The sequence below is a fragment of the Neorhizobium sp. PAMB6716 genome (genome assembly GCF_058242805.1).
In genome coordinates this window covers 2,085,254-2,108,156 of the sequence record NZ_CM177835.1, presented here as the reverse complement: position 1 = coordinate 2,108,156, position 22,903 = coordinate 2,085,254, and the positions used below count along the sequence as shown (strand labels likewise).

The window sequence follows — 22,903 nt, the reverse complement described above, 5'->3', positions numbered from 1 at the left end:
TGGGTGTTATCGGTTGAAACGGAAAGAGGCCGGCGGGGAGCGTTAACGCTTCATCCTCTCATCCGGCCTTCTAAGCTATGTTTTACCACAAATAGCGATGCTTGGCTTCCCTTGGAATGGTTACAAAGCGTCAATTATTTGGCGTCGTGGTTGCCGGAGCGTCATCGGACGGCGTCTGTTCGCTGCCCGGCGCCTGGACCTTGTCGCCATGGCCGAGAATGCGGGCGCGGATCTGCGGCTCCATATCGGTGGGAAGCACGGCTTCCAGACGGCCGACGAGACCATCGAGGAAAGGCTTGGATTTCGCCTGCATGATCCAGGCCGGCTGCGAACGGGCATCCACCAGCCAGTTCCAGAAGGCCACGGCAACGACCAGAAGCAGGATGCCGCGGGCTGCACCGAACAGGAAACCAAAGGTGCGATCCAGCGCGCCAATGCGGCTGTCGATGATGAAATCGGCAATGCGGCTGGTGATGAAGGTGATGATGATCAGCGCGATCAGAAAGATAACGCCGGCAGAACCCGCCAGCGCAATGCGGTCATCGGTCGTGTAGTTCTTCGCATAGGGAAGCAGAAGCGGGTGGAGGTAATAGGCTGTGGCAATCGCGCCTGCCCAGCTGGCAATCGACAGCACCTCGCGCGAAAAGCCGCGCACCATGGCGAGCACTGCTGAAAACAGGGTGACGCCGATGACAATGCCGTCGAAAATCGTGATGGGCATAAATGGTCTACTCCAAGACTGACCCGGCCTTAAGGCCAAGGGGTACACTGGTGGCTGAACGGGCGCAAGAACATGCCTTGCGGCCCGCCTTTGCGGCACCTCTTACAACAGCGAGCCCGCCGGTGGAAGATCAATCCTCATCCGGCTGTTTCCCCAGGTTCTTCGCAGAACCGGCTATTTTTACGACGAGATCCGGCAGGCCATCGATCTCGCCCCAGCGGCTCTTGCCGCCTTTCGGAATTTCGGCGGACGAGGAGGGCAGAACCGCTGAAGAAAAGCCGAGCTTTTCAGCCTCTTTGAGGCGCTGCGCCGTCTGCGAAACCGGGCGCACAGCGCCGGACAGGCTGACTTCGCCGAAATAGACACATTCGGCCGGAAGCGGCGTGTTGGCAAGCGATGAAACGAGGGCGGCAGCGACAGCGAGGTCGGCGGCCGGTTCAGTAATCCGGTAGCCACCGGCGACGTTCAGATAAACATCGTGCTGGCCAAGCCGCACGCCGCAATGGGCTTCGAGAACGGCCAGAATCATCGACAGGCGCGAGGAATCCCAGCCGACGACGGCGCGGCGCGCCGTGCCGAGCGACGTCGGTGCGACCAGCGCCTGTACCTCGACCAAAACGGGCCGCGTGCCCTCCATGCCGGCAAAGACCGCCGCGCCCGGCGCCTTGGAATTGCGCTCGCCGAGAAACAGTTCGGACGGGTTGGAGACTTCGCGAAGACCGATATCGGACATTTCGAACACACCGATCTCGTCGGTCGGGCCAAAGCGGTTCTTCACCGTGCGCAGGATGCGGTAATGGTGGCCGCGGTCGCCTTCGAAATAAAGCACCGCATCCACCATGTGTTCCACCACGCGCGGGCCAGCAATCTGGCCTTCCTTCGTCACATGGCCGACCAGCACCATCGCTGCTCCGGTCTGCTTGGCAAAGCGGATCATCGCCTGCACGCCGGTGCGCACCTGCGTCACCGTGCCGGGTGCCGAGTCGGCGGTGTCGCTCCACAGCGTCTGGATGGAATCGATGATGACGAGATCCGGCCGTTTGCCTTCGCCGATGGTGGCGAGAATATCCTCGACATTGGTTTCGGCGGCCAGCAGCACGTCGGTGGAGGCAGCGCCCAGCCGCTGGGCGCGAAGCCTAACCTGCGCCACCGCCTCTTCGCCGGAGACATAGATGACGCGGTGTCCGCGCCGCGACAGGGCAGCGGCTGCCTGCATCAGAAGCGTCGATTTGCCGATGCCGGGATCACCGCCGACCAGCACCGCCGAGCCGCGCACGAAACCGCCTCCGGTTGCCCGGTCAAGCTCGCTGATACCGGTGAAGATGCGCGGCGCTTCCTCGGTTTCGCCCGACAGCGTGGTCAGCGCCACCGCGCGACCCTTTTTCGGCACCTTGCCGGGCCCGGCGCCGATACCGCCCATCGGGTCTTCTTCAACGATGGTGTTCCATTCGCCGCAGCCATCACACTTGCCCGCCCAGCGGGAATGCACCGTGCCACAGTTCTGGCAGACGAATTGGGTTTTTGGCTTTGCCATGAAATGTCAGTCTTCTTGTTGTTCTTGTGGAAAAAGATCGGAGGAGAGGTTTTGATGGCCGTGCAGCACACGCAGGATCGTGATGGCCGCAGGCGTCACATGGAAGAAAAGAATGCGGGATCGATAGGCGACACTGCGGATATCCGCCCCCAGTTCGCTGCGCTCGCGCCCGCTCAGGCCACTTTCGGCAAGCGATCTCGCCTTTTCCTCCAGCCCCAGGATCAAACGATCGGCGGCGTCCGTATTGTCCAGCGCGAGATAACGGTAGATGCTGGCGAGATCGGTGCGCGCGGTTTCAGTCCAGAGGAGCCGGCGGGGTTTAATAACTGCTTCCCTTCGCGGCCTGCCTCTTTTGCCGCGGTTTTTCTGCGGCAAGTTGCCTTACGTCCTGCAGCAGCCCGGACGCCGACGCGTATTCATACACACGGCCTTCCTTGACGTCGTCCAGGCCCTGCCCGACGAGGCGGCGCAGTTCCTGCGTGTCATTTTCCTCGCGCTCAAGCGAGCGAAGCCCCGCCCGCAGCACATCCTCGGCGCTCTTGTAGACGCCGGTGCGCAGCTTGGCCTCGATGAAGGCCCGGTCTTCCTCTGTCAGCTGGATCTCGGTCATTTCGATCTCCTTTTGTTCTCTTATAGCGCGGCCGGGGACCGCTGACCAGAGGTCAAATCAAGGAGTCGAGGTAGCGGCGCTCGTAGCGCAGGCCAAGGCCGGTGAGGAGTTCGTAACCGATGGTGCCGCCCGCGCGCGCCACGGCGTCAAGCGACAGGTTTTCGCCGAACAGTTCGATATAGTCGCCGGTGGAGATGAGGCCTGCGGGAAGGTCAGTCACGTCGAATATGGTCATGTCCATGGTGATGCGCCCCATAACGGGAACGGCGTGGCCGGCGATAAAACCGAAGGCGCCTTGGCACCCGTTCTGGCGTAACGGCACGCCTGCGCCGGAAAGACTGCGCAGATAACCATCCGCGTAACCAACGCTTGCGACGGCCAAACGGCTGTCGCGCAAGAGCGTCTGGGCGGCGCCGTAACTTACCGTTTCGCCGGCTTTTGCGTCGCGGATCTGCAGGATGCGCGCTTCAGCCGTCACCACGGGTCGCATAGGGTTTGGCACGCCGCCCACCGCTGCCCCGCCGTAAAGCGAGATGCCGGGACGGGTCAGGTCGAAATGGTATTCGGCACCGAGAAAAATGCCGGCCGAGGCCGAAAGGCTTGCCTCGACACCCTCGAATGCGCCGCTGACGTGGCGAAATAGATCGAGCTGGGCGCGGTTGGCGCTTGCTTCAGGCGTATCGCCGCTAAGGAGATGCGAAAGCACGAGGACGGGTGAAAAGCTTGCGGGCCGCGATACATCCTCAGCCAGTTCCACCGCATCTTCCGGCGAAAGGCCAAGCCGGTTGAAGCCCGTATCCACTTGAAGGGCGCATGGGTGTTCGCCGCGTTCAGACAGAACCGACATCCAGAAGGCCAGTTGTTCCTGCGAGGCAAGAACCGGCACCAGATCGTTTTCGAAAAACAGCGCTTCCTGGCCCGGCCATATGCCCGACAGGACAAAGATCCGGGCCTGCGGCGCGTAAGCGCGCAGTGTCGCGCCTTCAGAGGCGAGCGCCACGAAGAAATCCCGCGCGCCAGCGTGATAGAGAGTGGCGCCGCAATCTTCTATGCCGAGCCCATAGGCATCGGCCTTCACGACAGCACCGGCGCGGGCACGGCCGGACAGACGCGACATGTCGCGCCAGTTTTCCGAAAGCGCTGCAAGATCCACGGTCAGGCGTAGTGGCGCCACGTCGAAATCCTCGACCGGCACCTGCGGGCCTGCATCTTCGCCGTCGTCCCACTGGTTCTCGTCAAATCCGGTCATCGCCTGCATCATCCCGTTCGGCGCCCTCTCGGGCCATGGCCGGAAACTATCACTTTTGTTCATGGCGACCATGACGAAGCACGAGAATTTGGCTCTATGCACAATGTTTCGCAGCCGCACGCCGCCGAAACTCCAGCCGCCTCATATCGCAGACGAGGTTTCGCCCGCTTGCACGACATCGTTTCCACCGCGGCCACTCGGTGCGGGCTGTTGCTGCAGCTACCGCGTCATAACGGTCGGCTCACCCTCAGGCTGCGCCTTGAAAACCGTGTGCAATCCATATCTTCGCGGCGAGGATGTATTTTGCGTGCCTTACGATGAAAATGCGAAAATTGAAAAAAATGCGCGGAACCTTTTTCGCCTGTCGTCATTTCAGCGTCCCGAACGGTCCAAGAATTGGGATAGGAAATCCCGATCGCTTGGACGAGGTTTTTGAACCGTCAGGCTGATTGTAGAGTGTAGAAGGCTGATGACAGGGCAGGGCGCGCATCGTCCCGTCGCTTCAGGATGTATTGTCTGCAGCCGCTTTCCCACCCCTGCAACTATCAGGTTTTAAATCCTCGTGCCCGTTCGGCGCAGGGCATCGCTCTCATGGAGCGCTGTCGGCGGATCTGTCCGGCAATGATGGGCCGGACCTCACGAACACAGCAAGTCTCATGATGAGAGGAAGCGGTTTAAGCGTTTTGCCAATCATCGGAGACCCCATGTCCTTCCTGACCCATGCCAAGATCCGCACCAAGGTCCTGTCCCTCATCCTGCCACTCTCCCTCGTCGGCATCGCCGGTGTCGGCACGGTTGCCTATAGCTACAAGTCGGCTGATACGGATTATTCAAAGTTTATTGCCTCGGACGCCGTGGTGGCCGTCGAGATGGCACGCGCCAACATCGCGCTGGTGGCCGTGTCTTCCGATCTCGGCCAGATGCTCATCCAGGCCGAAATGTCGCGCAATGTCTCCGATCTGGTGCAAAGTTATAAGACGGATATCGAAACGGTCGGGCAAAAACTTGCTGTGTCGCGAAACCTGACGCCGGAAAAGGCGGCCGAAATCGATGCGTTTTCGGCCCGCATCGCCGACGTCACCACACGCTCGGATCAAATTGTCAGCTTCATCGGCCAGGGTCGCTTCAACGAGGCACGCCGGCTGCTGATCGATCTTGGCCCTATTGTCGGCGGCCTGCGTGCCGATATCCGCAACTGGAACCAGAAAAGCCTCGACGCAATGCTGGCGAAATCGGGTGAGCTGACTGACCAGACCGATGCGGCGATCTTCTATAGCCTGCTTACGCTCGGGATCATCTTTGCCGCCGGCATCCTGATAGCGCTGCTGGTTGCCGCGCGTGGCATCACCCGTCCCATCGATGGGCTACGGACCCGGATGCTGTCGCTCGCCAACGGCGAGACGGCAGCCGATGTGCCGGGCCTGGAGCGCCGTGATGAAGTGGGCGACATGGCCAAGGCCGTATCGGTGTTTCGTGACAATGCCATCGAACGCCAGCGCCTGGAAGCCGAGGCGGAGGCCAATCGCAGCCTGTCCGAAACGGAGCGGCTGGAGCGCGAGCGGATTGCCGCCGAAGATGCCGCCAACATCAAGTTTGCCGTCGACAATCTGGCCGCAGGCCTGTCGCATCTATCGGAAGGCGATGTGTCCTATCGCATCGCAAGCCCGTTTGTCGAAAAGCTCGACGGCGTGCGCCGCGATTTCAACGGCTCTGCGGAGAAGTTGCAGGAGGCGCTGACGCGGGTTGCCAAGAATGCTCGCGGCATCGATGCCGGCGCCAACGAGATCAAGTCTTCTGCAGACGATCTGGCAAAACGCACGGAACAGCAGGCGGCAGCCGTCGAAGAAACCGCGGCAGCGCTGGAGGAAATCACCACCACGGTTCGCGATTCTACAAGGCGTGCGCAGGAGGCCGGCGAACTGGTTGCCCGCGCCCGTACCGGTGCCGAACAGTCCGGTGATGTCGTGCGCCAGGCAGTGGTTGCCATGGAAAAAATCGAAAAGTCCTCGAGCGAAATTTCCTCGATCATCGGTGTTATCGATGAGATCGCTTTCCAGACGAACCTTCTTGCGCTGAATGCCGGTGTCGAGGCGGCACGGGCAGGTGAGGCCGGCAAGGGTTTTGCCGTGGTGGCACAGGAAGTGCGTGAACTTGCGCAGCGTTCTGCAACGGCTGCCAAGGAAATCAAGTCGCTGATCAACACGTCGAACGGTCAGGTCAAGGAGGGTGTACAGCTCGTCGGCGAAACCGGGCGTGCGCTGCAGACGATTGTAAGCGAGGTGCAGGAAATCAACCGGCATGTGCTCGCCATTGTCGAATCGGCGCAGGAGCAGTCGTCAGGCCTCCAGCAGATCAACACGGCGGTCAATCAGATGGACCAGGATACCCAGAAGAATGCTGCCATGGTGGAGGAATCCACTGCCGCCAGCCATAGCCTGTCGATGGAAGTCGCCTCCCTCAACCAGATGCTGGCGCAGTTCAAGCTGAGCACGCTTGAGCAGCCGGCGACCCTTCGCCCTGCACGGGCCAGCGAAGCGCCGGTCGCCTCGCCGGTTCACGCACTTGGCCGCAAGATCGTCGGTGCGATGCGTGGCAATGCGGCCATGGCCGTTGATCGCAACGATTGGCAGGAATTCTGATCTGTCGTAACACGACATGAAAAGGCCGGCGTACCCAGAGGGCGCCGGCCTTTTGCTGGACTGGTCCTGGAAGGCTTAATGCTCTTCGTACTGGGTAAAGCTCGGGTCGGCGAGATCGGCAAAGCGGGTGTATTCCGACTGGAAGGCGAGTTTGACGGTGCCGGTCGGTCCGTGACGCTGCTTGGCGATGATCACGTCGGCCGTGCCCTTCACCTTGTCCATCAGCGCTTCCCATTCCGGGTATTTCGGGTCGTTGATGTCGCGCGGCTCGAGGTTCTTTACGTAATATTCCTCGCGGAACACGAAGAGCACCACGTCGGCGTCCTGCTCGATCGAACCCGATTCGCGAAGGTCGGAGAGCTGCGGGCGCTTGTCCTCGCGGTTTTCCACCTGACGCGACAGCTGGGAAAGCGCCACGATCGGCACGTTGAGTTCCTTGCCGAGCGCTTTGAGGCCCGTGGTGATCTGGGTTACTTCCTGCACGCGGTTCTCGCCGGATTTGCCGGAACCGGTCATCAGCTGGATATAGTCCACCACCAGGCAATCGAGGCCGCGCTGGCGCTTCAGGCGGCGGGCGCGGGCCGACAGCTGCGCAATCGAGATACCACCGGTCTGGTCGATATAAAGCGGCACTTTCTGCATCATCTGGCTGCAGGCAACGAGCTTTTCGAAATCGGCCTCGGTAATGTCACCGCGGCGAATTTTTGACGACGAAACTTCCGTCTGCTCGGAGATGATACGGGTGGCCAGCTGCTCGCAGGACATTTCGAGCGAATAGAAGCCGACGACGCCACCGTTCTTGGCCTTGTAGGACCCATCCGGCTGAACCTCCGGATCGTAGGCGGCAGCGATATTGTAGGCGATGTTGGTGGCAAGCGAGGTTTTACCCATGCCCGGGCGTCCGGCAAGCACGATCAAGTCGGAGCGCTGCAGACCGCCCATCTTGCTGTCGAGCGACATGATGCCGGTCGAAATCCCTGAAAGATGTCCGTCGCGCTCAAACGCCTGACCGGCCATGTCGATGGCCTGCGCCACCGCATCGGAAAACGCCTGGAAGCCGCCGTCGTAACGGCCGGTTTCGGCCAGCTCGAACAGGCGCCGTTCGGTATCTTCGATCTGCGTCTGCGGCGGCATGTCGAGTGGCGCGTCATAGGCGATGTTGACCATGTCCTCGCCGATGGTGATCAGCGCGCGGCGCAGCGCCAGATCGTAGATGGCGCGGCCATAATCCTCGGCATTGATGATGGTGACGGCGTCGCCCGCAAGACGGCCGAGATATTGCGCAAGCGTCAGGTCACCGACCTTGGTATCGGCCGGCAGGAATGTCTTGATCGTCACCGGATGGGCGATCTTGCCCATGCGGATGATATCGCCGGCCACCTCGAAGATCTTGCGGTGCAGCGGTTCCTGAAAATGCACGGCCTTCAGGAAGTCCGACACCCGGTAATAGGCATCGTTGTTGACGAGGATCGCACCCAGAAGAGCCTGTTCCGCCTCGATATTGCTCGGGGCTTCGCGGTAATGCGGCGCTACATTGCCAAGCTTTTCATTCATCAACATCATCCATTTCATCGGTTGCCGGTGGCACCCTAGATCCCAGAGGGCAGGGGGGGAATGTCCCGATCCTCTACACACAGAAGTTCACAGGCCATCAACGGCATTATTGGCGCTCTGCACGATTTCGTTTGACTGTTGTCACGGGTGCGAATCGCCAGAGGCTTTAGGGCGTTTTACAGGACGGCGCACAAAAAAACGCCCGGAGAAAACTCCGGGCGCTCGATCGGGGCCGAAAAGGCCTGATCTTATTCGTCGTCGCCTTCGTCGTCACGGTCTGCGTCCGGATCGAAGAAGTCTTCCGGACGAAGCGCGTCTTCGTCGATGCCGTAGATGGCGTCGGCCGAGGTGAGGCTTTCGCCCTTCGACTGGCGCTCAGCTTCTTCGGCCGAACGGGCAACGTTCAGTTCAACGGTGATTTCAACTTCGGCATGCAGGTGCAGAACAACCGTGTGCAGGCCAATGGCCTTGATCGGGTTGTTGAGGTCAACCTGGTTGCGGCCGATGTTGAAGCCTTCGGCAGCCAGAACGTCAACGACGTCACGGGCAGCAACCGAACCGTAAAGCTGGCCGGTTTCGCCGGCAGCGCGCACGACGATGAAGGACTTGCCGTTGAGAACGTCGGCAACCGTCTGGGCTTCCGACTTGCGTTCCAGGTTGCGAGCTTCGAGCGTCGAACGCTCAGCTTCGAAACGGGCCTTGTTGGCAGCGTTCGAGCGCAGGGCCTTGCCGAGCGGCAGCAGGTAGTTACGGGCGTAACCATCGCGAACCTTTACGGTTTCGCCCATCTGGCCAAGCTTGGCGATGCGTTCAAGAAGAATGACATTCATGTGGATATCCTTTCAGTGTCAGTCGGTGTGTTTGTATGCGGGTCTATCTGTGGCCTGATCAGGAGCCGGGTTTGTCCGGCGTCCGTGTCGGGGTAAGCGCGATGGTGCGGCGTGTATCGGAGAGGCCAACGAAGAGAATGGCGAGCAACGGAAACAGCAGCAGCGTGGAGAGGTAAACGAGGATGAGGCCCGGCAGGCGCCAGTCCTTGTCCTTCAGGCGAAAATGCAGGCCGGCAAAACCTGCCATCAGGAAACCGGCGCCGAATGTGCCGCAGATGGTGGCGCCGACCATGGCGGGCACGCCGCCGATGAAAGTGAGCGCAATGCCGACGAGGAAAACGAAGATCGCGTTGCGGTTCATGCGCAGCGCCGACGGCATGTCTTCGCGGGGCCTCAACGCCCGGCCGCTGCGCGAGACGATGCGCACGGCAAAATAGAAGGCGGCAAACAGCATCAGCACCCAGATGCCACCCTGGATCAGCGGCAGCATCAGCACGATCATTGACTTGGTCTGCGCAAGGGCGGCTGCATCCGGAACCATTGCGGAATTCTGCTGGTTGAAGTTTTCCACCATGGCATCGACCATGCGGTTGGTCAGTTCAGGACCATAACCGATCACGGCGCCCAGGATGATCACCGCAACGGTGACCAGGCCGCAGAGATGCAGGAGAATATCGGAGATCGGATACCAGGCGACGAGATCATCGGGGCCGCCGAGTTCAGAGGCCGGACGGGCAAGATTTGCCAGATGCGACAGCCAGCCGGCCGGGATCAGCGTGAAGATCGCCATCGCCAGTGCAAACAGCGGCGAGATCAGCAAAGCGCCGATGACGGCGGCCGTCAGGATCGCGATGATGGCAGTGCGGTTGCCCCAGCCAAGGCCGGCGACCAGAACGGGAAGGGCGGAGGAAGCGTAGAGGACGGAGGCAAAGGACGGCTGCGCATTGGCGCCCAGCACAAGCAGGGCGGCGGCAATGCCGGCAAGGATGCCGGTGGTCAGCACTGTCTGGTTCAATCCGGTCACGTCTCGCTGTCCTGCTGTCGAGCAGTTAGGGGAGAGGCTTTTCAGCCCGTTATCCCCAACATGGGTTTTAGAAGGAGTTCCGATCCGCGCCCAACGCGAAAGGGAGAGGGGAAGGCACGAATGCCTTCCCCGAAGCTGTTTTTAGGAAATTACGTAGGGCAGCAGGCCGAGGAAACGGGCGCGCTTGATGGCCTGGGCCAGTTCGCGCTGCTTCTTCTGGGAAACGGCCGTGATGCGCGACGGTACGATCTTGCCACGCTCGGAAATGTAGCGCTGCAGGAGACGGACGTCCTTGTAGTCGATCTTCGGAGCGTTTGCGCCGGAGAAGGGGCACGTCTTGCGACGGCGATGGAACGGGCGGCGTGCCTGAGCAGAGGATGTATCAGCCATTGTGTTTTCTCCTTGTGCTCAATTACGCGCGGTCTTCGCGCGGACGACGCTCGAAGCCACCTTCACGGGGACCACGATCTTCGCGCGGGCCACGGTCAGGACGGGGGCCGCGATCGCGGTCGCCGAACGAACGTTCCGGACGGTCGCCATCACGACGCGGACGGTCGTCACGGTCGCGCTTCTGCATCATGGCAGACGGGCCTTCTTCGTGCTTCTCGACGGCAATCGTCATGTAGCGAAGGATGTCTTCGTTGATGCGCATCTGGCGTTCCATCTCATGCACGGCAGCTGCCGGTGCATCGATGTCCATCAGGGCGTAATGAGCCTTGCGGTTCTTCTTGATGCGGTAGGTCAGGGACTTGAGGCCCCAGTTTTCTACACGCCCGACTTTGCCGCCGTTTGCTTCCAGAACACCCTTGTACTGTTCGACCAGGGCGTCGATCTGCTGTGCGGACATATCCTGCCGGGCAAGGAATACATGTTCGTAAAGAGCCATGGTAGCTTTGCCTTTCTTGCTGTTGTCGTGTGCCCGGAATTCGGCGGCTAAGCCTCAACGACTGGTCTTGGATGGGGTTGCCCCCGGCAAGAAAAGCGTGTGATCGAGACGGTCGAGAGCGGAGACACGGGAGACCGGAACCCTTTTGGTTCCTGCGGTACGCCTTATCGGCGCGCCTGCCCTCCGTACAGCCACCAGCCAGAAGACCGGGCGGTTCGAACAGGCCGGCTTATACGCGCATTTTCGCCAAAGGCAAGGGGAGGGCCGGAATTTCGAGAGGAGAGATCAGCCGATCTTCAGAACGGTGCGGCCGTTTTCAATCGCAAAGCGGCTGCTCGGCGCTGTGCCGTCCAGCGTCACGGAAATCGCATCCTCGCTGCCGTTGATGCGCGCCGTCAGCGTATTGCCGGAGACGGAAACGCTTACGTCCTTTTCGCTCAAACCATCGAAGCGGATGGAGAGGGGGCCGTTGCTGGCAATCGTATCCTTGCCCCCGCCGCGCCCGAATGCATAGTCCATCACGGCATCGGTGCCGGTCTGGCGAAGTGTCACGGTGTCGTTGCCGGCGCCGCCGGTTGCAAAGATGCGATTGCCTTCAAGGTTCAGCGTATCATCGCCGTCACCGCCATCGAGGCCGATGATGGTGTCGGCGGAGACCGCAATGGTATCCTTGCCCGCGCCGCCGAGCACGTCGAGCGCCAGCTGGGCCTTGATCTTGATCGTATCGTCGCCCGCGCCGCCATCAACGGAGCCGATGAAGCCGCCGGCCGCCTGCAGAGTGTCGTTGCCATCGCCCAGCGCGATGCCGGATATGCTGGCGCTTTTGAGTGTCAGGCTGTCATTCCCGGCGCCGGTCTCAATATCATAAAGGGCGCGCCCGGTCATCGTCAGCGTATCGTCCGCTTCCGTGCCTCGGGCAGCTGTGATGTAGCCGAGCTGTTCCTTGACGTCAGAGGCGGCGGTCGCATCAGGCGAGCCGAAGGTGAGGATCTCGACGATGCGGGCAAGCGCCTTTTGGCCGGCCGTCTGTTCGGGGGCTGCCGTTCCCCCTGACGTGGCAAAGGGCGCGCGGGGCGATGTACCAGCAGCGGAAACGGGTTTTGCCGTCGAAAACAGCGTATCGACGGTATAGGCGGCGTTTGCGCCGGAAAAGAAGCTGCTGATCGCGCTCATCTCGTTCGCCTTGATCGCGCGCCGGTCAAGAGGCCAAGCGCATTCTGCCGCCATGGTACCGGCAAAGCCTTAAGCAGACACTTAAACAGAATGTTCGAACCCGATGCGATCTACGATTGCCAGTGGCGTTAGCGGGATATGAACATCGACCCGAAAGCGCGATTCTGGCACAGGTGAGAAGTCCGGCCGACGGGTTGCGGCGTAGAGGGGCATTATCTGACGTCCTTACCGGATCCCCTGCCATGGTCTACGTTTCAATCACCGGATTTCGCCCTTTGTCCATCTGGACGGTGCCACGTTTCTGGTGGCATGCCCTCGGCTCGATGCGTCAGGCCCAAACCGCGCCGGGCAATCTGTCGGTGGACGCGCGCCGGATCAATGGCGTCCAGCATACGCTTTCCGTCTGGCAAGACCGCGCGGCGATGAGCGCCTATCGCGGGTCCGCGGCCCATCTGGAGGCGATGCGGGTCTTTCCGAAGATCGGCACCGGCCATTCCTTCGGCTTTTTGACGGATGAGGTGCCAGTCTGGAGCGCCATTCCCGCGCTGTGGCGTGCGGAAGGTGAGCGCCGGGCCACCGAAGCGGCCCGGCGAGCGCAAGTCTGAAGGTCAGATCGGCATTGGATACTGGCGGTGAATGGCGGCAATTGCCGTCATCACCTCGTCGGAGAGCGTGATATCGGCCGAGCCGATGTTCAGCTTCAACTGCTCCATCGAGGTGGCACCGATGATGGCAGCGGCCATGAAGGGGCGCGTCAGGCAGAAGGCAAGCGCCATCTGCGAGGGGTCGAGGTCGTGGGCCTTGGCAAGCTCCACATAGGCCCGCGTCGGCGCATCCTGTTCCGGCACCAGCCGACCGCCGATATTGCCGTTAATCGAACCGCGCGAGCCCGCAGGCTTTTGCCCATCCAGATATTTGCCCGAGAGAATGCCGCCGGCGAGCGGCGAATAGGCGAGAAGCCCGACATCCTCGTGATGGGACATTTCCGCCATGTCGAGATCGAAGTGGCGGTAGAGCAGGCTGTATTCGTTCTGCACGGTGGCAACCCGCGGCAGGCCTTTCTGTTCAGCCAGCGTCAGGAATTTCTGCGTGCCCCAGGTGGTTTCGTTGGAAAGCCCGATGGCGCGGATCTTTCCGGCCTTCACGCAATCGCCGAGTGCTTCGAGCTTTTCGGTGATCTCGTCCAGCGTCTGCGTCTTGTCCTGATTGAAGGGGTTATAGCCCCAGGCGCCGCGGAAATGGAAATGGCCGCGGTTCGGCCAGTGGACCTGGTAGAGGTCGATATAATCCGTCTTCAGGCGCGAAAGGCTCGCATCCACCGCCTCGTGAATGGCCTTGGCGGTGATCGGCGCGCCGCCGCGAATATAGGGGCGGCCGGCACCGGCAACCTTGGTGGCCAGCACCACCTTGTCGCGTTTGCCGGTTTTTTCAAACCAGTTGCCGATCAGCCGTTCCGTGTCGGCATAGGTTTCCGGAGAGAGCGGCGTTGTCGGGTAAAGTTCAGCCGTATCGAAAAAGTTGACGTCGTGATCGAGCGCGTAATCCATCTGCTCGAAGGCTTCGACTTCTGTATTCTGCGAACCCCAGGTCATCGTCCCGAGGCAGATTTCGGACACGGAGATGTCCGTGCGGCCGAGTGTCTTGAATTTCATGAGAGCGGTCCCGTCCTGGCAGGCTGTGGTGAAAAGCGAGGCGAATGTAGGCCGGTTTTGCTGCAACGCAAGACAAACAAGCACGGAATACCGCTATTGCGCGGCAAAGCATGAGCCGGCCGGTTCATGCAACCAATCCTGCCCGGGAACATTCTGTCTTTTTTAGCCAAAAGCGTGGCCTTTTGAAGAGGATGGGAGGACTGGATGACGGATGTGACGAAACCGGGCGAGATGGGCGAACAGGTGAGAGATGCCGGCGTGCCGCCGAAACGGGGGCAGTGGAAGCTCATCGGTCCCGGCATCGTGGCGGCCGCCACCGGTGTTGGCGCCGGCGATCTTGTGGCCACCCTGATTGCCGGATCGCGGTTTGGTTATGCGCTGCTCTGGGCCGCCGTCATCGGTTGTATCGTCAAGATCGCGCTGGCTGAAGGGTCGGCGCGGTATCATCTCGCCACCGGTTCGACCATGCTCGACGGCTGGCGCTCGCTCGGCCGCTGGACCAGCTGGTATTTCGGCATCTACATCCTCGTCTGGGGTTTCGTCTATGGCGCAACGGCAATGAGCGCCACGGCGCTGCCGCTGGTTGCTTTGTTTCCCATCCTGCCGCTTTGGGCCTGGGCGATGATTTCCGGTCTGGCCTGCGCCAGTTTCGTGGCGCTCAATCGCTACGAAATGTTCGAAAACGTCATGAAGGTGCTGATCGGCATCATGTTCGTCATCGTTGTCGGTGTGGCCATCATGGTGGGTCCCAATATCGGCGATGCGCTGACCGGTCTCATCCCGACTATCCCGGAAGGCTCGGCCATTTATACGCTCGGCCTCATCGGCGGCGTTGGCGGCACCATCACCATGGCCTCCTATGGCTATTGGGTGAACGCCAAGGGCTGGCGCACGCCGGCCTGGATGGGCGTCATGCGGCTCGATAACCGCGTCGCCTATGTCGTCACCGGCATTTTTGTCATCGCCATGCTGATCATCGGCGCCGAAATGCTCTATTCCGCGCAGATCGCGCTGTCATCCGGTGACCGGGGCCTGCTTGATCTCGACCGGGTTCTGGAAGAGCGGTTTGGCCCCTTCGTGTCGAAACTGTTTCTCGTCGGCTTCTTCGCTACGTCCGTCTCGTCGATCCTTGGTGTGTGGAATGGCGTATCGCTGCTGTTTGCCGATTTCGTGCGCAACCATATCCAGGGCGAAACGGGCACGCGGGCCGGTCTTGAGAAGACGCCGGCCTTCCGCTTCTACCTGTTCTGGCTGACGATCCCGCCGATGGTGCTGCTTTATTTTGGCCGCCCATTCCTGCTGGTCATCATCTATGGCGCGCTCGGCGCCTTCTTCATGCCGTTTCTGGCGCTCACCCTGATCTGGCTGTTGAATTCGTCGCGCGTTCCGGCAGAGTGGCGCAGCGGCTGGCTGTCGAACGGACTGCTCGGCATTGCCGCTCTTCTGTTCATTGTCCTGTGCATCAACGAGGTGATCGGGCTCATCGCATAGGGCGGAAATGGCGCCCGGCCTTGACTTGGGCGCAGAGAATGTGAATGGAAAGGCAAAAAAGGGAAGGAAATTACATCCCATGAGCATTGCATTCACATTTCCCGGCCAGGGAAGCCAGGCCGTCGGCATGGGCAAGGATCTGGCGGACGCCTTTCCGCAAGCCCGTGCCGTCTTCGACGAAGTCGATGAGGCACTGGGCCAGAAGCTGACCGACATCATGTGGAACGGTCCGGAAGAGGCCCTGACACTGACGGCCAATGCGCAGCCGGCGCTGATGGCGGTCTCCATGGCCGTCATGCGCGTGCTGGAAGCAGGCGGATTGTCGCTTGCCGACAAGGTCTCTTATGTCGCCGGCCATTCGCTTGGCGAATATTCGGCGCTCTGTGCTGCCGGCACCTTCTCGCTTTCCGATACGGCGCGCCTGCTGCGCACCCGTGGCGATGCCATGCAGTCGGCGGTTCCCGTCGGTGAAGGCGCCATGGCTGCCATCATCGGGCTTGAACATGCCGATGTCGAAGCGGTCTGCCTTGCCGCCCGCGATAGCGGCATCTGCCAGATCGCCAATGACAATGGCGGCGGCCAGCTGGTCATTTCCGGCTCCAAGGCGGCTGTCGAAAAGGCAGCAGCGCTTGCAACCGAAAAGGGCGCCAAGCGCGCCATCATCCTGCCGGTCTCTGCTCCCTTCCATTCGGACCTGATGGCGCCGGCCGCCCACGCCATGAGCCACGCGTTGGACAAGGTGGCAAAACACAATCCGGTCGTGCCGCTCATTGCCAATGTGCGCGCCGCGCCCGTTCGTGATGCCGACGAGATCGCCCAGCTGCTCGTCAGCCAGGCCACCGGCCAGGTGCGCTGGCGCGAAACCGTCGAGTGGTTTGGTGCAAACGACGTCACCACGCTTTATGAGATCGGCACCGGCAAGGTGCTGACGGGCCTGGCGCGCCGCATCGACAAGTCGGTCACCGGCATTGCCGTCAATACGCCCGCCGATATCGACACCGTTTTGAAGACACTCCTCGGCTGAATGCAAAGGGATACACCATGTTTGATCTGACCGGCCGCAAGGCCCTGGTAACGGGCGCCACCGGCGGCATCGGCGAGGAAATCGCCCGCATGCTTCATAAGCAGGGCGCAACCGTTGGCCTGCACGGCACCCGCGCCGAAAAGCTTCAGGCGCTGGCCACGGAGCTTGGCGAGCGCGTTTTTGTGTTTCCGGCCAACCTGTCCGACCGCGCCGAGGTGAAGGCGCTGGGCGAAAAGGCCGAAGCCGACATGGGTGGCGTCGACATTCTCGTCAACAATGCCGGCATCACCAAGGACGGCCTTTTCGTGCGCATGAGCGACGACGACTGGGATGCGGTTCTGGAAGTGAACCTCACCGCCACCTTCCGCCTGACGCGCGAGCTGACCCATCCGATGATGCGCCGCCGCTTCGGCCGCATCATCAACATCACGTCGATCGTTGGCGTCACCGGCAATCCGGGCCAGGCCAATTACTGTGCCTCCAAGGCCGGCATGATCGGTTTTTCGAAGTCGCTGGCGCAGGAAATCGCGTCCCGCAACGTCACGGTCAACTGCGTGGCGCCGGGTTTCATCGAAAGCGCGATGACCGGCAAGCTCAATGACAAGCAGAAGGACGGCATTCTCGGTGCCATCCCGATGAAGCGGATGGGGGCGGGTGCCGATATCGCCGCTGCCGTTCTCTACCTCGCCTCCAATGAAGGCGGATATGTTACGGGCCAGACGCTGCACGTCAACGGCGGCATGGCAATGATCTGAATGGGTTGGGTCCGCCACGCCCTCCAGCAGTATTGCCTGTTGGTGGCGGGGTGGCGGGACAATTTCTGGCTTTGCGACACGATAAAACCGTGTTAAGCGGGCCATTGACTGTGAACAGTCACCCCGAATATTGATGGACTTGGTGCAATTTGCGCATCTAAAGTTTACAGTCTTGTTTCGGGTGAGCGAGTTTGCCCTTAAGCCGGCCTCTTCAAAAAAAAGGCGGTCAAGGGTTTCAACAGGGTGCGGATGCCGGTGAGGCAATCCGGAAAGATAAAGGTCGAGGAAACCGACATGAGCGATATCGCAGAGCGCGTTAAGAAAATTGTCATTGATCATCTCGGCGTCGATGCCGACAAAGTTGTCGAAGGCGCGAGCTTCATCGACGATCTGGGCGCCGACTCGCTCGACACCGTCGAACTCGTCATGGCCTTCGAAGAAGAATTCGGCGTTGAAATTCCTGACGACGCTGCTGACTCGATCCTGACGGTCGGCGACGCCGTCAAGTTCATCGAGAAGGCCCAGGCCTGATTTCGATCGATATCTGACGAACACGCCCTTCGGGTGATTGTTCATGAGCGGCCCGGCATGCTCGGGCCGCTTCGATATTGTGATATAACATAATACATGCGGGGTGGGACGCTGGCATGAGGCGTGTCGTTATCACCGGTACCGGAATGGTATCTCCTCTTGGCTGCGGCACGGAAATCAGCTGGTCCAGGCTGATCGCTGGCCATAATGCTGCGCGCCGCGTTACCGAATTCGAAACCGAAGATCTTCCTGCCAAAATCGCCTGCCGCATCCCCACGGATCCCGCAACGGAAGGCGCTTTTATTGCCGACGACTGGGTCGAGCCGAAAGAGCAGCGCAAGGTCGATCCATTCATCGTTTATGGCATTGCCGCTGCCGACATGGCGTTGGCCGATGCCGGCTGGCATCCGCAAAGCTATGAAGACCAGTGCGCCACCGGCGTGCTGATCGGCTCGGGTATTGGCGGCATCGAAGGCATTGTGGACGCCGGCTATACGCTGCGCGACAAGGGCCCGCGCCGCATTTCGCCTTTCTTCATTCCCGGACGCCTGATCAATCTCGTTTCCGGCCATGTTTCCATCAAGCACAAGCTGCGCGGTCCGAACCATTCGGTCGTCACCGCCTGCTCGACGGGCGCGCACGCCATCGGTGACGCAAGCCGCCTCATTGCGTTCGGCGATGCCGATGTGATGGTGGCCGGCGGTGCCGAAAGCCCGATCAGCCGCATTTCGCTGGCCGGCTTTGCCGCATGCAAGGCGCTGTCCACCCAGCACAATGACGATCCGACCAAGGCCTCGCGCCCTTATGACCGCGACCGCGACGGTTTCGTCATGGGCGAGGGGGCCGGCATCGTGGTTCTGGAAGAGCTTGAGCACGCCAAGGCGCGTGGCGCCAAGATCTATGCGGAAGTCGTCGGCTACGGCCTGACGGGGGACGCCTACCACATCACCGCTCCATCCGAGGATGGCGATGGTGCCTTCCGCTGCATGAGCGCTGCCGTCAAGCGGGCAGGCCTCACGCCGGCTGATCTTGACTATATCAATGCCCACGGCACCTCCACCATGGCCGATACCATCGAGCTTGGCGCGGTTGAGCGTCTTGTCGGCAATGCCGCCTCCAAGGTCTCCATGTCCTCCACGAAGTCGGCCGTCGGCCATCTTCTGGGAGCCGCGGGCGCTATCGAGGCAATTTTCTCCGTGCTTGCCATTCGTGACAATATCGCGCCGCCGACGCTCAATCTTGACAACCCGGATGTCGAAACGAAAATTGACCTCGTTCCGCATGTGGCGCGCAAGCGCGAGATCAACGTGGCACTTTCCAATTCCTTCGGTTTCGGCGGCACCAACGCCTCCCTCGTGCTGCGCCGCTACGAAGGCTGAACGACAGACGGGTCTGCCGGGCTTCTGTGCCGGGCTGTCGTCTTCTGAACCGTGTTTTTGCCGTATTGCTTGAGCAAAAGCGCAAGCAATACGCAAGTCTCAGAAGGAGTGCCGGTGACCGACACGAACAACAGCAGCGACATGGCTTCGGGCCGCGGCACCGGTTCATCCGGCGGCGGCCCCTTCATTCCGAAATCGCCCAACGAGGCGCTGAAGCCGGAACGCGTGCCTGAACCGCCGCGTCGTTCCAAAAAAGCCCGCAGCCAGATCGTCATCTTCCTCAACTTCCTGATGACGATGGTGGTGCTTGCCTGTGTCGTCGGTGTCGCCGGCTTCTATTATGTCATCACCACCTATCAGCGGCCCGGGCCGCTTGAAACCAACAGCCATGTCATCATCCGCCAGGGGGCCGGTCTGGTCGAGATTGCCCAGACGCTGGAGCGCAACGGCATCGTCTCGGATGCCCGCATCTTCCGTTACGTCACCGATACCTATCTCGGCGATACCAAGACGCTGAAGGCCGGCGAATACGAGATCAAGGCGGGCGCTTCGATGAAGGAAGTGGCGGCATTGCTCGAATCGGGCAAGTCCATCCTCTATTCGGTCTCCATGCCGGAAGGTTTGACCGTGCAGCAGATGTTTGCGCGCCTCTCCGACGATCCGGTGCTGGAAGGCGACCTGCCGCAGGAAAAGCCGGTGGAAGGCAGCCTGCGGCCTGATACCTACAAGTTCTCGCGCGGTACCAAGCGGACCGAAATCCTGTCGCAGATGCGCGCCGCGCAGGAGCGGCTGATCGACCAGATCTGGGAAAAGCGCGATCCGGACCTGCCGATCAAGACGAAGCAGGAATTTATCATCCTCGCCTCCATCGTCGAGAAGGAAACCGGCAAGGATGACGAGCGCGCCCATGTCGCATCCGTCTTCATCAACCGTCTCAACAAGGGCATGCGCCTGCAGTCGGACCCGACGATCATCTATGGCATTTTCGGCGGCGCCGGAAAGCCATCCGACCGTCCGATCACCCGCGCCGACCTCGACAAGCAGACGCCGTACAATACCTACCAGATCAAGGGCCTGCCGCCGACGCCGATCGCCAATCCGGGCCGCGCTGCGCTTGAGGCCGTTGCCAATCCGTGGCGCACGAAGGATCTCTATTTCGTCGCCGACGGCACCGGCGGCCACGCCTTTGCGGCAACGCTGGACGAGCACAACGCCAATGTGCGCCGCTGGCGCCAGATCGAGGCGCAGCGTCCCGCAGGTGGTGCAGCTGATTCCGAAGTGATCGACGGCCAGCCGGGCGGCGCCGAGGCGGAAAAGCCGGCCAACAACAATTAAGGTCGCGGCTGCCGTCCGGCAGCCGTCAGCGTTTGAGGAATGTGGCATGAACGTTCAGTCCATGACCGGCTTTGCCCGGCATGAGGGCGTCGTCGGGCGCTATCGCTTTGCCTGGGAACTACGCTCGGTCAATGGCAAGGGTCTGGACATGCGCCTGCGCCTGCCGCCCGGTCTCGAGCTTCTCGAAAACGACATCCGCAAGCAGGTTGCGGCGCGCCTCAACCGCGGCAACATCCAGGCAAGCCTGTCTTTGTCGGTTGCCGAGGCGCGCGTGGAAGCGGTCGTCAATCGCGATGCGCTGGATGCGGTGCTGGCGCTGCGGCAGCAACTGGGTGACCTCGTGGACCCGGCGCCGCTGAGGCTCGACAGCCTTCTGTCTATCCGCGGCCTGGTGGAGATCAAGGAAGCCGAAGACGGGCCAGAGGCTGCCGAGGCGCGCAATGCAGCCGTGATGGCGGGGCTTGAAACAGCGCTCGACGATCTCGTTGAAATGCGGCTTGGCGAGGGGGCAGCCCTTGCCGCTATCCTCGACCAGCAGGTGCGCACCATAGAACAGCTGACGCAGGTGATCGAACAGGATCCCTCGCGCACACCGGAAGAGACGGCACGGCGGCTTTCCGCGCAGCTTGCGCTCCTCATCGATGGGGCAGGTGGGCTGGACCGCGACCGGCTATATGCAGAGGCGGCACTTCTTGCCACAAAGGCGGATCTGCGCGAGGAACTGGACCGGCTCAAAGCGCATGTGGCTGCCGCCGACGAGCTTTTGGCCAAGGGCGGACCCATCGGCCGGCGGCTGGATTTCCTGGCCCAGGAATTTAACCGTGAATCCAACACGATCTGTTCCAAATCCAACTCGGCTCAGGTCACGGCTGCTGGTATAGAGCTGAAAGTGGTCATCGATCAGTTCCGAGAACAGATCCAGAATTTGGAGTAGCGCATGAGCCCGGCGCCGTCATCGCCCGTCAAAATCGCCCGTCGGGGCCTGATGCTGGTCCTGTCCTCGCCCTCAGGCGCGGGCAAATCCACCATTGCCGGCAACCTGCTGCGTGACGATCATAGCCTCGAAATCTCCGTCAGCGTCACCACGCGCGCCAAGCGCTCGAGCGAGATCGGCGGCAAGCACTATCATTTCATCACCATCCCGCAGTTCGAGCGGATGCGTGACAATGGCGAACTGCTGGAATGGGCGGAAGTCCACGGCAATTTCTACGGCACCCCACGCGAGCCGGTGGAAGCAGCGATGGCGGACGGCCGCGACATGCTGTTTGATATCGACTGGCAGGGCGCATTGCAGCTGCAGGACAAGATGGAGGCGGACATCGTCTCGATCTTCGTTCTGCCGCCATCGATGACGGAACTGCAGTCGCGCCTGCATCGGCGCGCCGAAGATACCGAAGAGGTCATCCGCACGCGCCTTCTCAATTCCCGTTCGGAAATCGCCCACTGGCGCGAATACGACTATGTCATCGTCAACGACAATCTCGACGAGGCCTTTGGCCATGTCAGCTGCATCGTAAATGCCGAACGCATCCGCCGTGACCGTCGTTACGGCCTGTTCGATTTTGTCGAGAACCTGCTGCAGGAAGAGCCGGAGCTTTCCGCCCGCGCCTGAAGCATCATTCGCCAACAGACAAAAGGGCACCGGCATCTTTGGATGCGGTGCCCTTTTCGTATGGTTTCGGTGCCGTCAGATGAGATTGGCGAGCGTGACGAATTCCTCGACCGACAGCGTCTCGGCCCGCCGGGCGGGATCAATGCCGGCGCGGTTGAGAAGCGCTTCGCCTCCGACCGGTTTCAGGCTCTGGCGCAGCATCTTGCGGCGCTGGCCAAAGGCTGCAAGCGTTACCCGCTCCAGCTTTGCCACATCGCAGGGCATCGGCGTTTCGCGCGGCGTCAGATGCACCACGGTGGAGGTGACCTTCGGCGGCGGGGTGAAGGCCTGCGGCGGCACGTCAAAGGCCATACGCGCCTCCGTGCGCCAGCCGCAGAGCACGCCGAGCCGGCCAAAATGGTCATCATTGCCCTTGGCGACGATCCGCTGGCCGACTTCCTTCTGGAACATCAGCGTCAGCGATTGCCAGAAGGGCGGCCAGACCGGCGGCAGCAGCCAGTTGATCAACAGCTGCGTGCCGACATTATAGGGCAGGTTGGCGATGATCTTCACCGGGCCCTCAGGAACAAGCGACTGGAAATCCGTTTTCAGCGCGTCGCCCTCGATCACCTCGAGGCGACCTGGATAATGATCGCCGATTTCGGCCAGCGCCGGCAGGCAGCGGGCATCACGCTCGATGGCGATCAGCTTCTTTGCCCCCAGCGACAGGATAGCGCGCGTGAGGCCGCCGGGGCCGGGGCCGACCTCGATCACGGTCACATCCTCCAGCGGCCCTGCGGTGCGGGCAATCTTCTGGGTGAGGTTGAGGTCGAGCAGAAAGTTCTGCCCGAGCGCCTTTTTCGCATCAAGACCAAAGCGATCGATGACATCGCGCAGCGGCGGAAGACCGTCAAGTGTCGCCATG

The 22,903-nt window shown here is 61.3% G+C and carries 23 protein-coding genes; 10 read left to right on the top strand and 13 right to left on the bottom strand.

Features of this window, described 5'->3' with window-relative positions; genetic code table 11:
* Nucleotides 1-130: 130 nt before the first annotated feature.
* The 5 genes from AC4CWH_RS10325 to alr form a co-directional block, all read right to left on the bottom strand.
* Nucleotides 131-721, bottom strand: coding sequence for a CvpA family protein (locus AC4CWH_RS10325; protein ID WP_491318669.1), 591 nt, complete (start codon nt 719-721; stop codon nt 131-133).
* Nucleotides 722-851: 130 nt separating this feature from the next.
* On the bottom strand, nt 852-2,255 hold the full coding sequence (radA, locus tag AC4CWH_RS10320; RefSeq protein WP_491318668.1) for a DNA repair protein RadA: 1,404 nt from the start codon (nt 2,253-2,255) through the stop codon (nt 852-854).
* Between the two features lie 6 nt (nt 2,256-2,261).
* The gene (locus AC4CWH_RS10315) at nt 2,262-2,630 is read right to left on the bottom strand and encodes a type II toxin-antitoxin system RelE/ParE family toxin (protein WP_491318667.1); all 369 of its coding nucleotides are present in this window, start codon (nt 2,628-2,630) and stop codon (nt 2,262-2,264) included.
* Nucleotides 2,575-2,865: a type II toxin-antitoxin system ParD family antitoxin gene (locus tag AC4CWH_RS10310; protein ID WP_491318666.1), complete on the bottom strand. Its 291-nt coding sequence runs from the start codon at nt 2,863-2,865 to the stop codon at nt 2,575-2,577. The genes AC4CWH_RS10315 and AC4CWH_RS10310 overlap by 56 nt, the downstream gene beginning before the upstream one ends.
* A 52-nt stretch (nt 2,866-2,917) precedes the next feature.
* Nucleotides 2,918-4,114 carry an alanine racemase gene (alr, locus tag AC4CWH_RS10305; protein WP_491318665.1) on the bottom strand — a complete coding sequence of 399 codons (1,197 nt, stop codon included), beginning with the start codon at nt 4,112-4,114 and terminating at the stop codon, nt 2,918-2,920.
* 704 nt (nt 4,115-4,818) lie between these two features.
* Here alr and AC4CWH_RS10300 point away from each other — a divergent pair.
* Nucleotides 4,819-6,753: a methyl-accepting chemotaxis protein gene (locus AC4CWH_RS10300; RefSeq protein ID WP_491318664.1), complete on the top strand. Its 1,935-nt coding sequence runs from the start codon at nt 4,819-4,821 to the stop codon at nt 6,751-6,753.
* Nucleotides 6,754-6,828: 75 nt separating this feature from the next.
* Here AC4CWH_RS10300 and AC4CWH_RS10295 read toward each other — a convergent pair whose 3' ends face one another.
* The 6 genes from AC4CWH_RS10295 to AC4CWH_RS10270 all read right to left on the bottom strand — a co-directional run bounded on the left by AC4CWH_RS10295 (nt 6,829) and on the right by AC4CWH_RS10270 (nt 12,220).
* The gene (locus AC4CWH_RS10295; protein WP_491318663.1) at nt 6,829-8,307 is read right to left on the bottom strand and encodes a replicative DNA helicase; all 1,479 of its coding nucleotides are present in this window, start codon (nt 8,305-8,307) and stop codon (nt 6,829-6,831) included.
* 248 nt (nt 8,308-8,555) lie between these two features.
* On the bottom strand, nt 8,556-9,137 hold the full coding sequence (gene rplI, locus AC4CWH_RS10290; RefSeq protein WP_491281941.1) for a 50S ribosomal protein L9: 582 nt from the start codon (nt 9,135-9,137) through the stop codon (nt 8,556-8,558).
* A gap of 58 nt (nt 9,138-9,195) precedes the next feature.
* Complete coding sequence (locus AC4CWH_RS10285; RefSeq protein ID WP_491318662.1) at nt 9,196-10,161, bottom strand: DUF2232 domain-containing protein; 966 nt, start codon at nt 10,159-10,161, stop codon at nt 9,196-9,198.
* Between the two features lie 141 nt (nt 10,162-10,302).
* Nucleotides 10,303-10,551 carry a 30S ribosomal protein S18 gene (rpsR, locus tag AC4CWH_RS10280; protein ID WP_491281939.1) on the bottom strand — a complete coding sequence of 83 codons (249 nt, stop codon included), beginning with the start codon at nt 10,549-10,551 and terminating at the stop codon, nt 10,303-10,305.
* A 22-nt stretch (nt 10,552-10,573) separates the two neighbouring features.
* A complete protein-coding gene (gene rpsF / locus AC4CWH_RS10275; RefSeq protein WP_491281938.1) occupies nt 10,574-11,047 on the bottom strand; it encodes a 30S ribosomal protein S6 in 474 nt (157 codons plus the stop codon).
* Between the two features lie 285 nt (nt 11,048-11,332).
* Nucleotides 11,333-12,220 carry an RTX toxin gene (locus AC4CWH_RS10270; RefSeq protein WP_491318661.1) on the bottom strand — a complete coding sequence of 296 codons (888 nt, stop codon included), beginning with the start codon at nt 12,218-12,220 and terminating at the stop codon, nt 11,333-11,335.
* 242 nt (nt 12,221-12,462) lie between these two features.
* Here AC4CWH_RS10270 and AC4CWH_RS10265 point away from each other — a divergent pair, with 242 nt between their 5' ends.
* Nucleotides 12,463-12,825: a hypothetical protein gene (locus AC4CWH_RS10265; RefSeq protein ID WP_491318660.1), complete on the top strand. Its 363-nt coding sequence runs from the start codon at nt 12,463-12,465 to the stop codon at nt 12,823-12,825.
* A 3-nt stretch (nt 12,826-12,828) separates the two neighbouring features.
* Here AC4CWH_RS10265 and AC4CWH_RS10260 read toward each other — a convergent pair whose 3' ends face one another.
* Nucleotides 12,829-13,872, bottom strand: coding sequence for an aldo/keto reductase (locus AC4CWH_RS10260; protein WP_491318659.1), 1,044 nt, complete (start codon nt 13,870-13,872; stop codon nt 12,829-12,831).
* Nucleotides 13,873-14,076: 204 nt separating this feature from the next.
* Here AC4CWH_RS10260 and AC4CWH_RS10255 point away from each other — a divergent pair, with 204 nt between their 5' ends.
* From AC4CWH_RS10255 to gmk, 8 genes are all read left to right on the top strand, one after another.
* Nucleotides 14,077-15,363 carry an Nramp family divalent metal transporter gene (locus tag AC4CWH_RS10255; RefSeq protein ID WP_491318658.1) on the top strand — a complete coding sequence of 429 codons (1,287 nt, stop codon included), beginning with the start codon at nt 14,077-14,079 and terminating at the stop codon, nt 15,361-15,363.
* Between the two features lie 79 nt (nt 15,364-15,442).
* The gene (fabD, locus tag AC4CWH_RS10250) at nt 15,443-16,387 is read left to right on the top strand and encodes an ACP S-malonyltransferase (protein WP_491318657.1); all 945 of its coding nucleotides are present in this window, start codon (nt 15,443-15,445) and stop codon (nt 16,385-16,387) included.
* 17 nt (nt 16,388-16,404) lie between these two features.
* Nucleotides 16,405-17,142: a 3-oxoacyl-[acyl-carrier-protein] reductase gene (fabG, locus tag AC4CWH_RS10245; RefSeq protein ID WP_491318656.1), complete on the top strand. Its 738-nt coding sequence runs from the start codon at nt 16,405-16,407 to the stop codon at nt 17,140-17,142.
* A gap of 294 nt (nt 17,143-17,436) precedes the next feature.
* Entirely contained in the window at nt 17,437-17,673 is a 237-nt protein-coding gene (locus tag AC4CWH_RS10240) for an acyl carrier protein (RefSeq protein WP_003502080.1), read from the top strand.
* A 116-nt stretch (nt 17,674-17,789) separates the two neighbouring features.
* A complete protein-coding gene (gene fabF, locus AC4CWH_RS10235) occupies nt 17,790-19,052 on the top strand; it encodes a beta-ketoacyl-ACP synthase II (RefSeq protein ID WP_491318655.1) in 1,263 nt (420 codons plus the stop codon).
* Nucleotides 19,053-19,166: 114 nt separating this feature from the next.
* Nucleotides 19,167-20,387, top strand: coding sequence for an endolytic transglycosylase MltG (gene mltG, locus AC4CWH_RS10230; protein WP_491318654.1), 1,221 nt, complete (start codon nt 19,167-19,169; stop codon nt 20,385-20,387).
* A 46-nt stretch (nt 20,388-20,433) separates the two neighbouring features.
* Nucleotides 20,434-21,321, top strand: coding sequence for a YicC/YloC family endoribonuclease (locus AC4CWH_RS10225; RefSeq protein ID WP_491318653.1), 888 nt, complete (start codon nt 20,434-20,436; stop codon nt 21,319-21,321).
* A 3-nt stretch (nt 21,322-21,324) separates the two neighbouring features.
* The gene (gene gmk, locus AC4CWH_RS10220; RefSeq protein ID WP_491318652.1) at nt 21,325-21,999 is read left to right on the top strand and encodes a guanylate kinase; all 675 of its coding nucleotides are present in this window, start codon (nt 21,325-21,327) and stop codon (nt 21,997-21,999) included.
* 75 nt (nt 22,000-22,074) lie between these two features.
* On the opposite strand, the gene rsmA is transcribed toward gmk, so the two are convergent.
* Nucleotides 22,075-22,902 carry a 16S rRNA (adenine(1518)-N(6)/adenine(1519)-N(6))-dimethyltransferase RsmA gene (rsmA, locus tag AC4CWH_RS10215; RefSeq protein WP_491318651.1) on the bottom strand — a complete coding sequence of 276 codons (828 nt, stop codon included), beginning with the start codon at nt 22,900-22,902 and terminating at the stop codon, nt 22,075-22,077.
* Between the last annotated feature and the right edge of the window lies 1 nt (nt 22,903).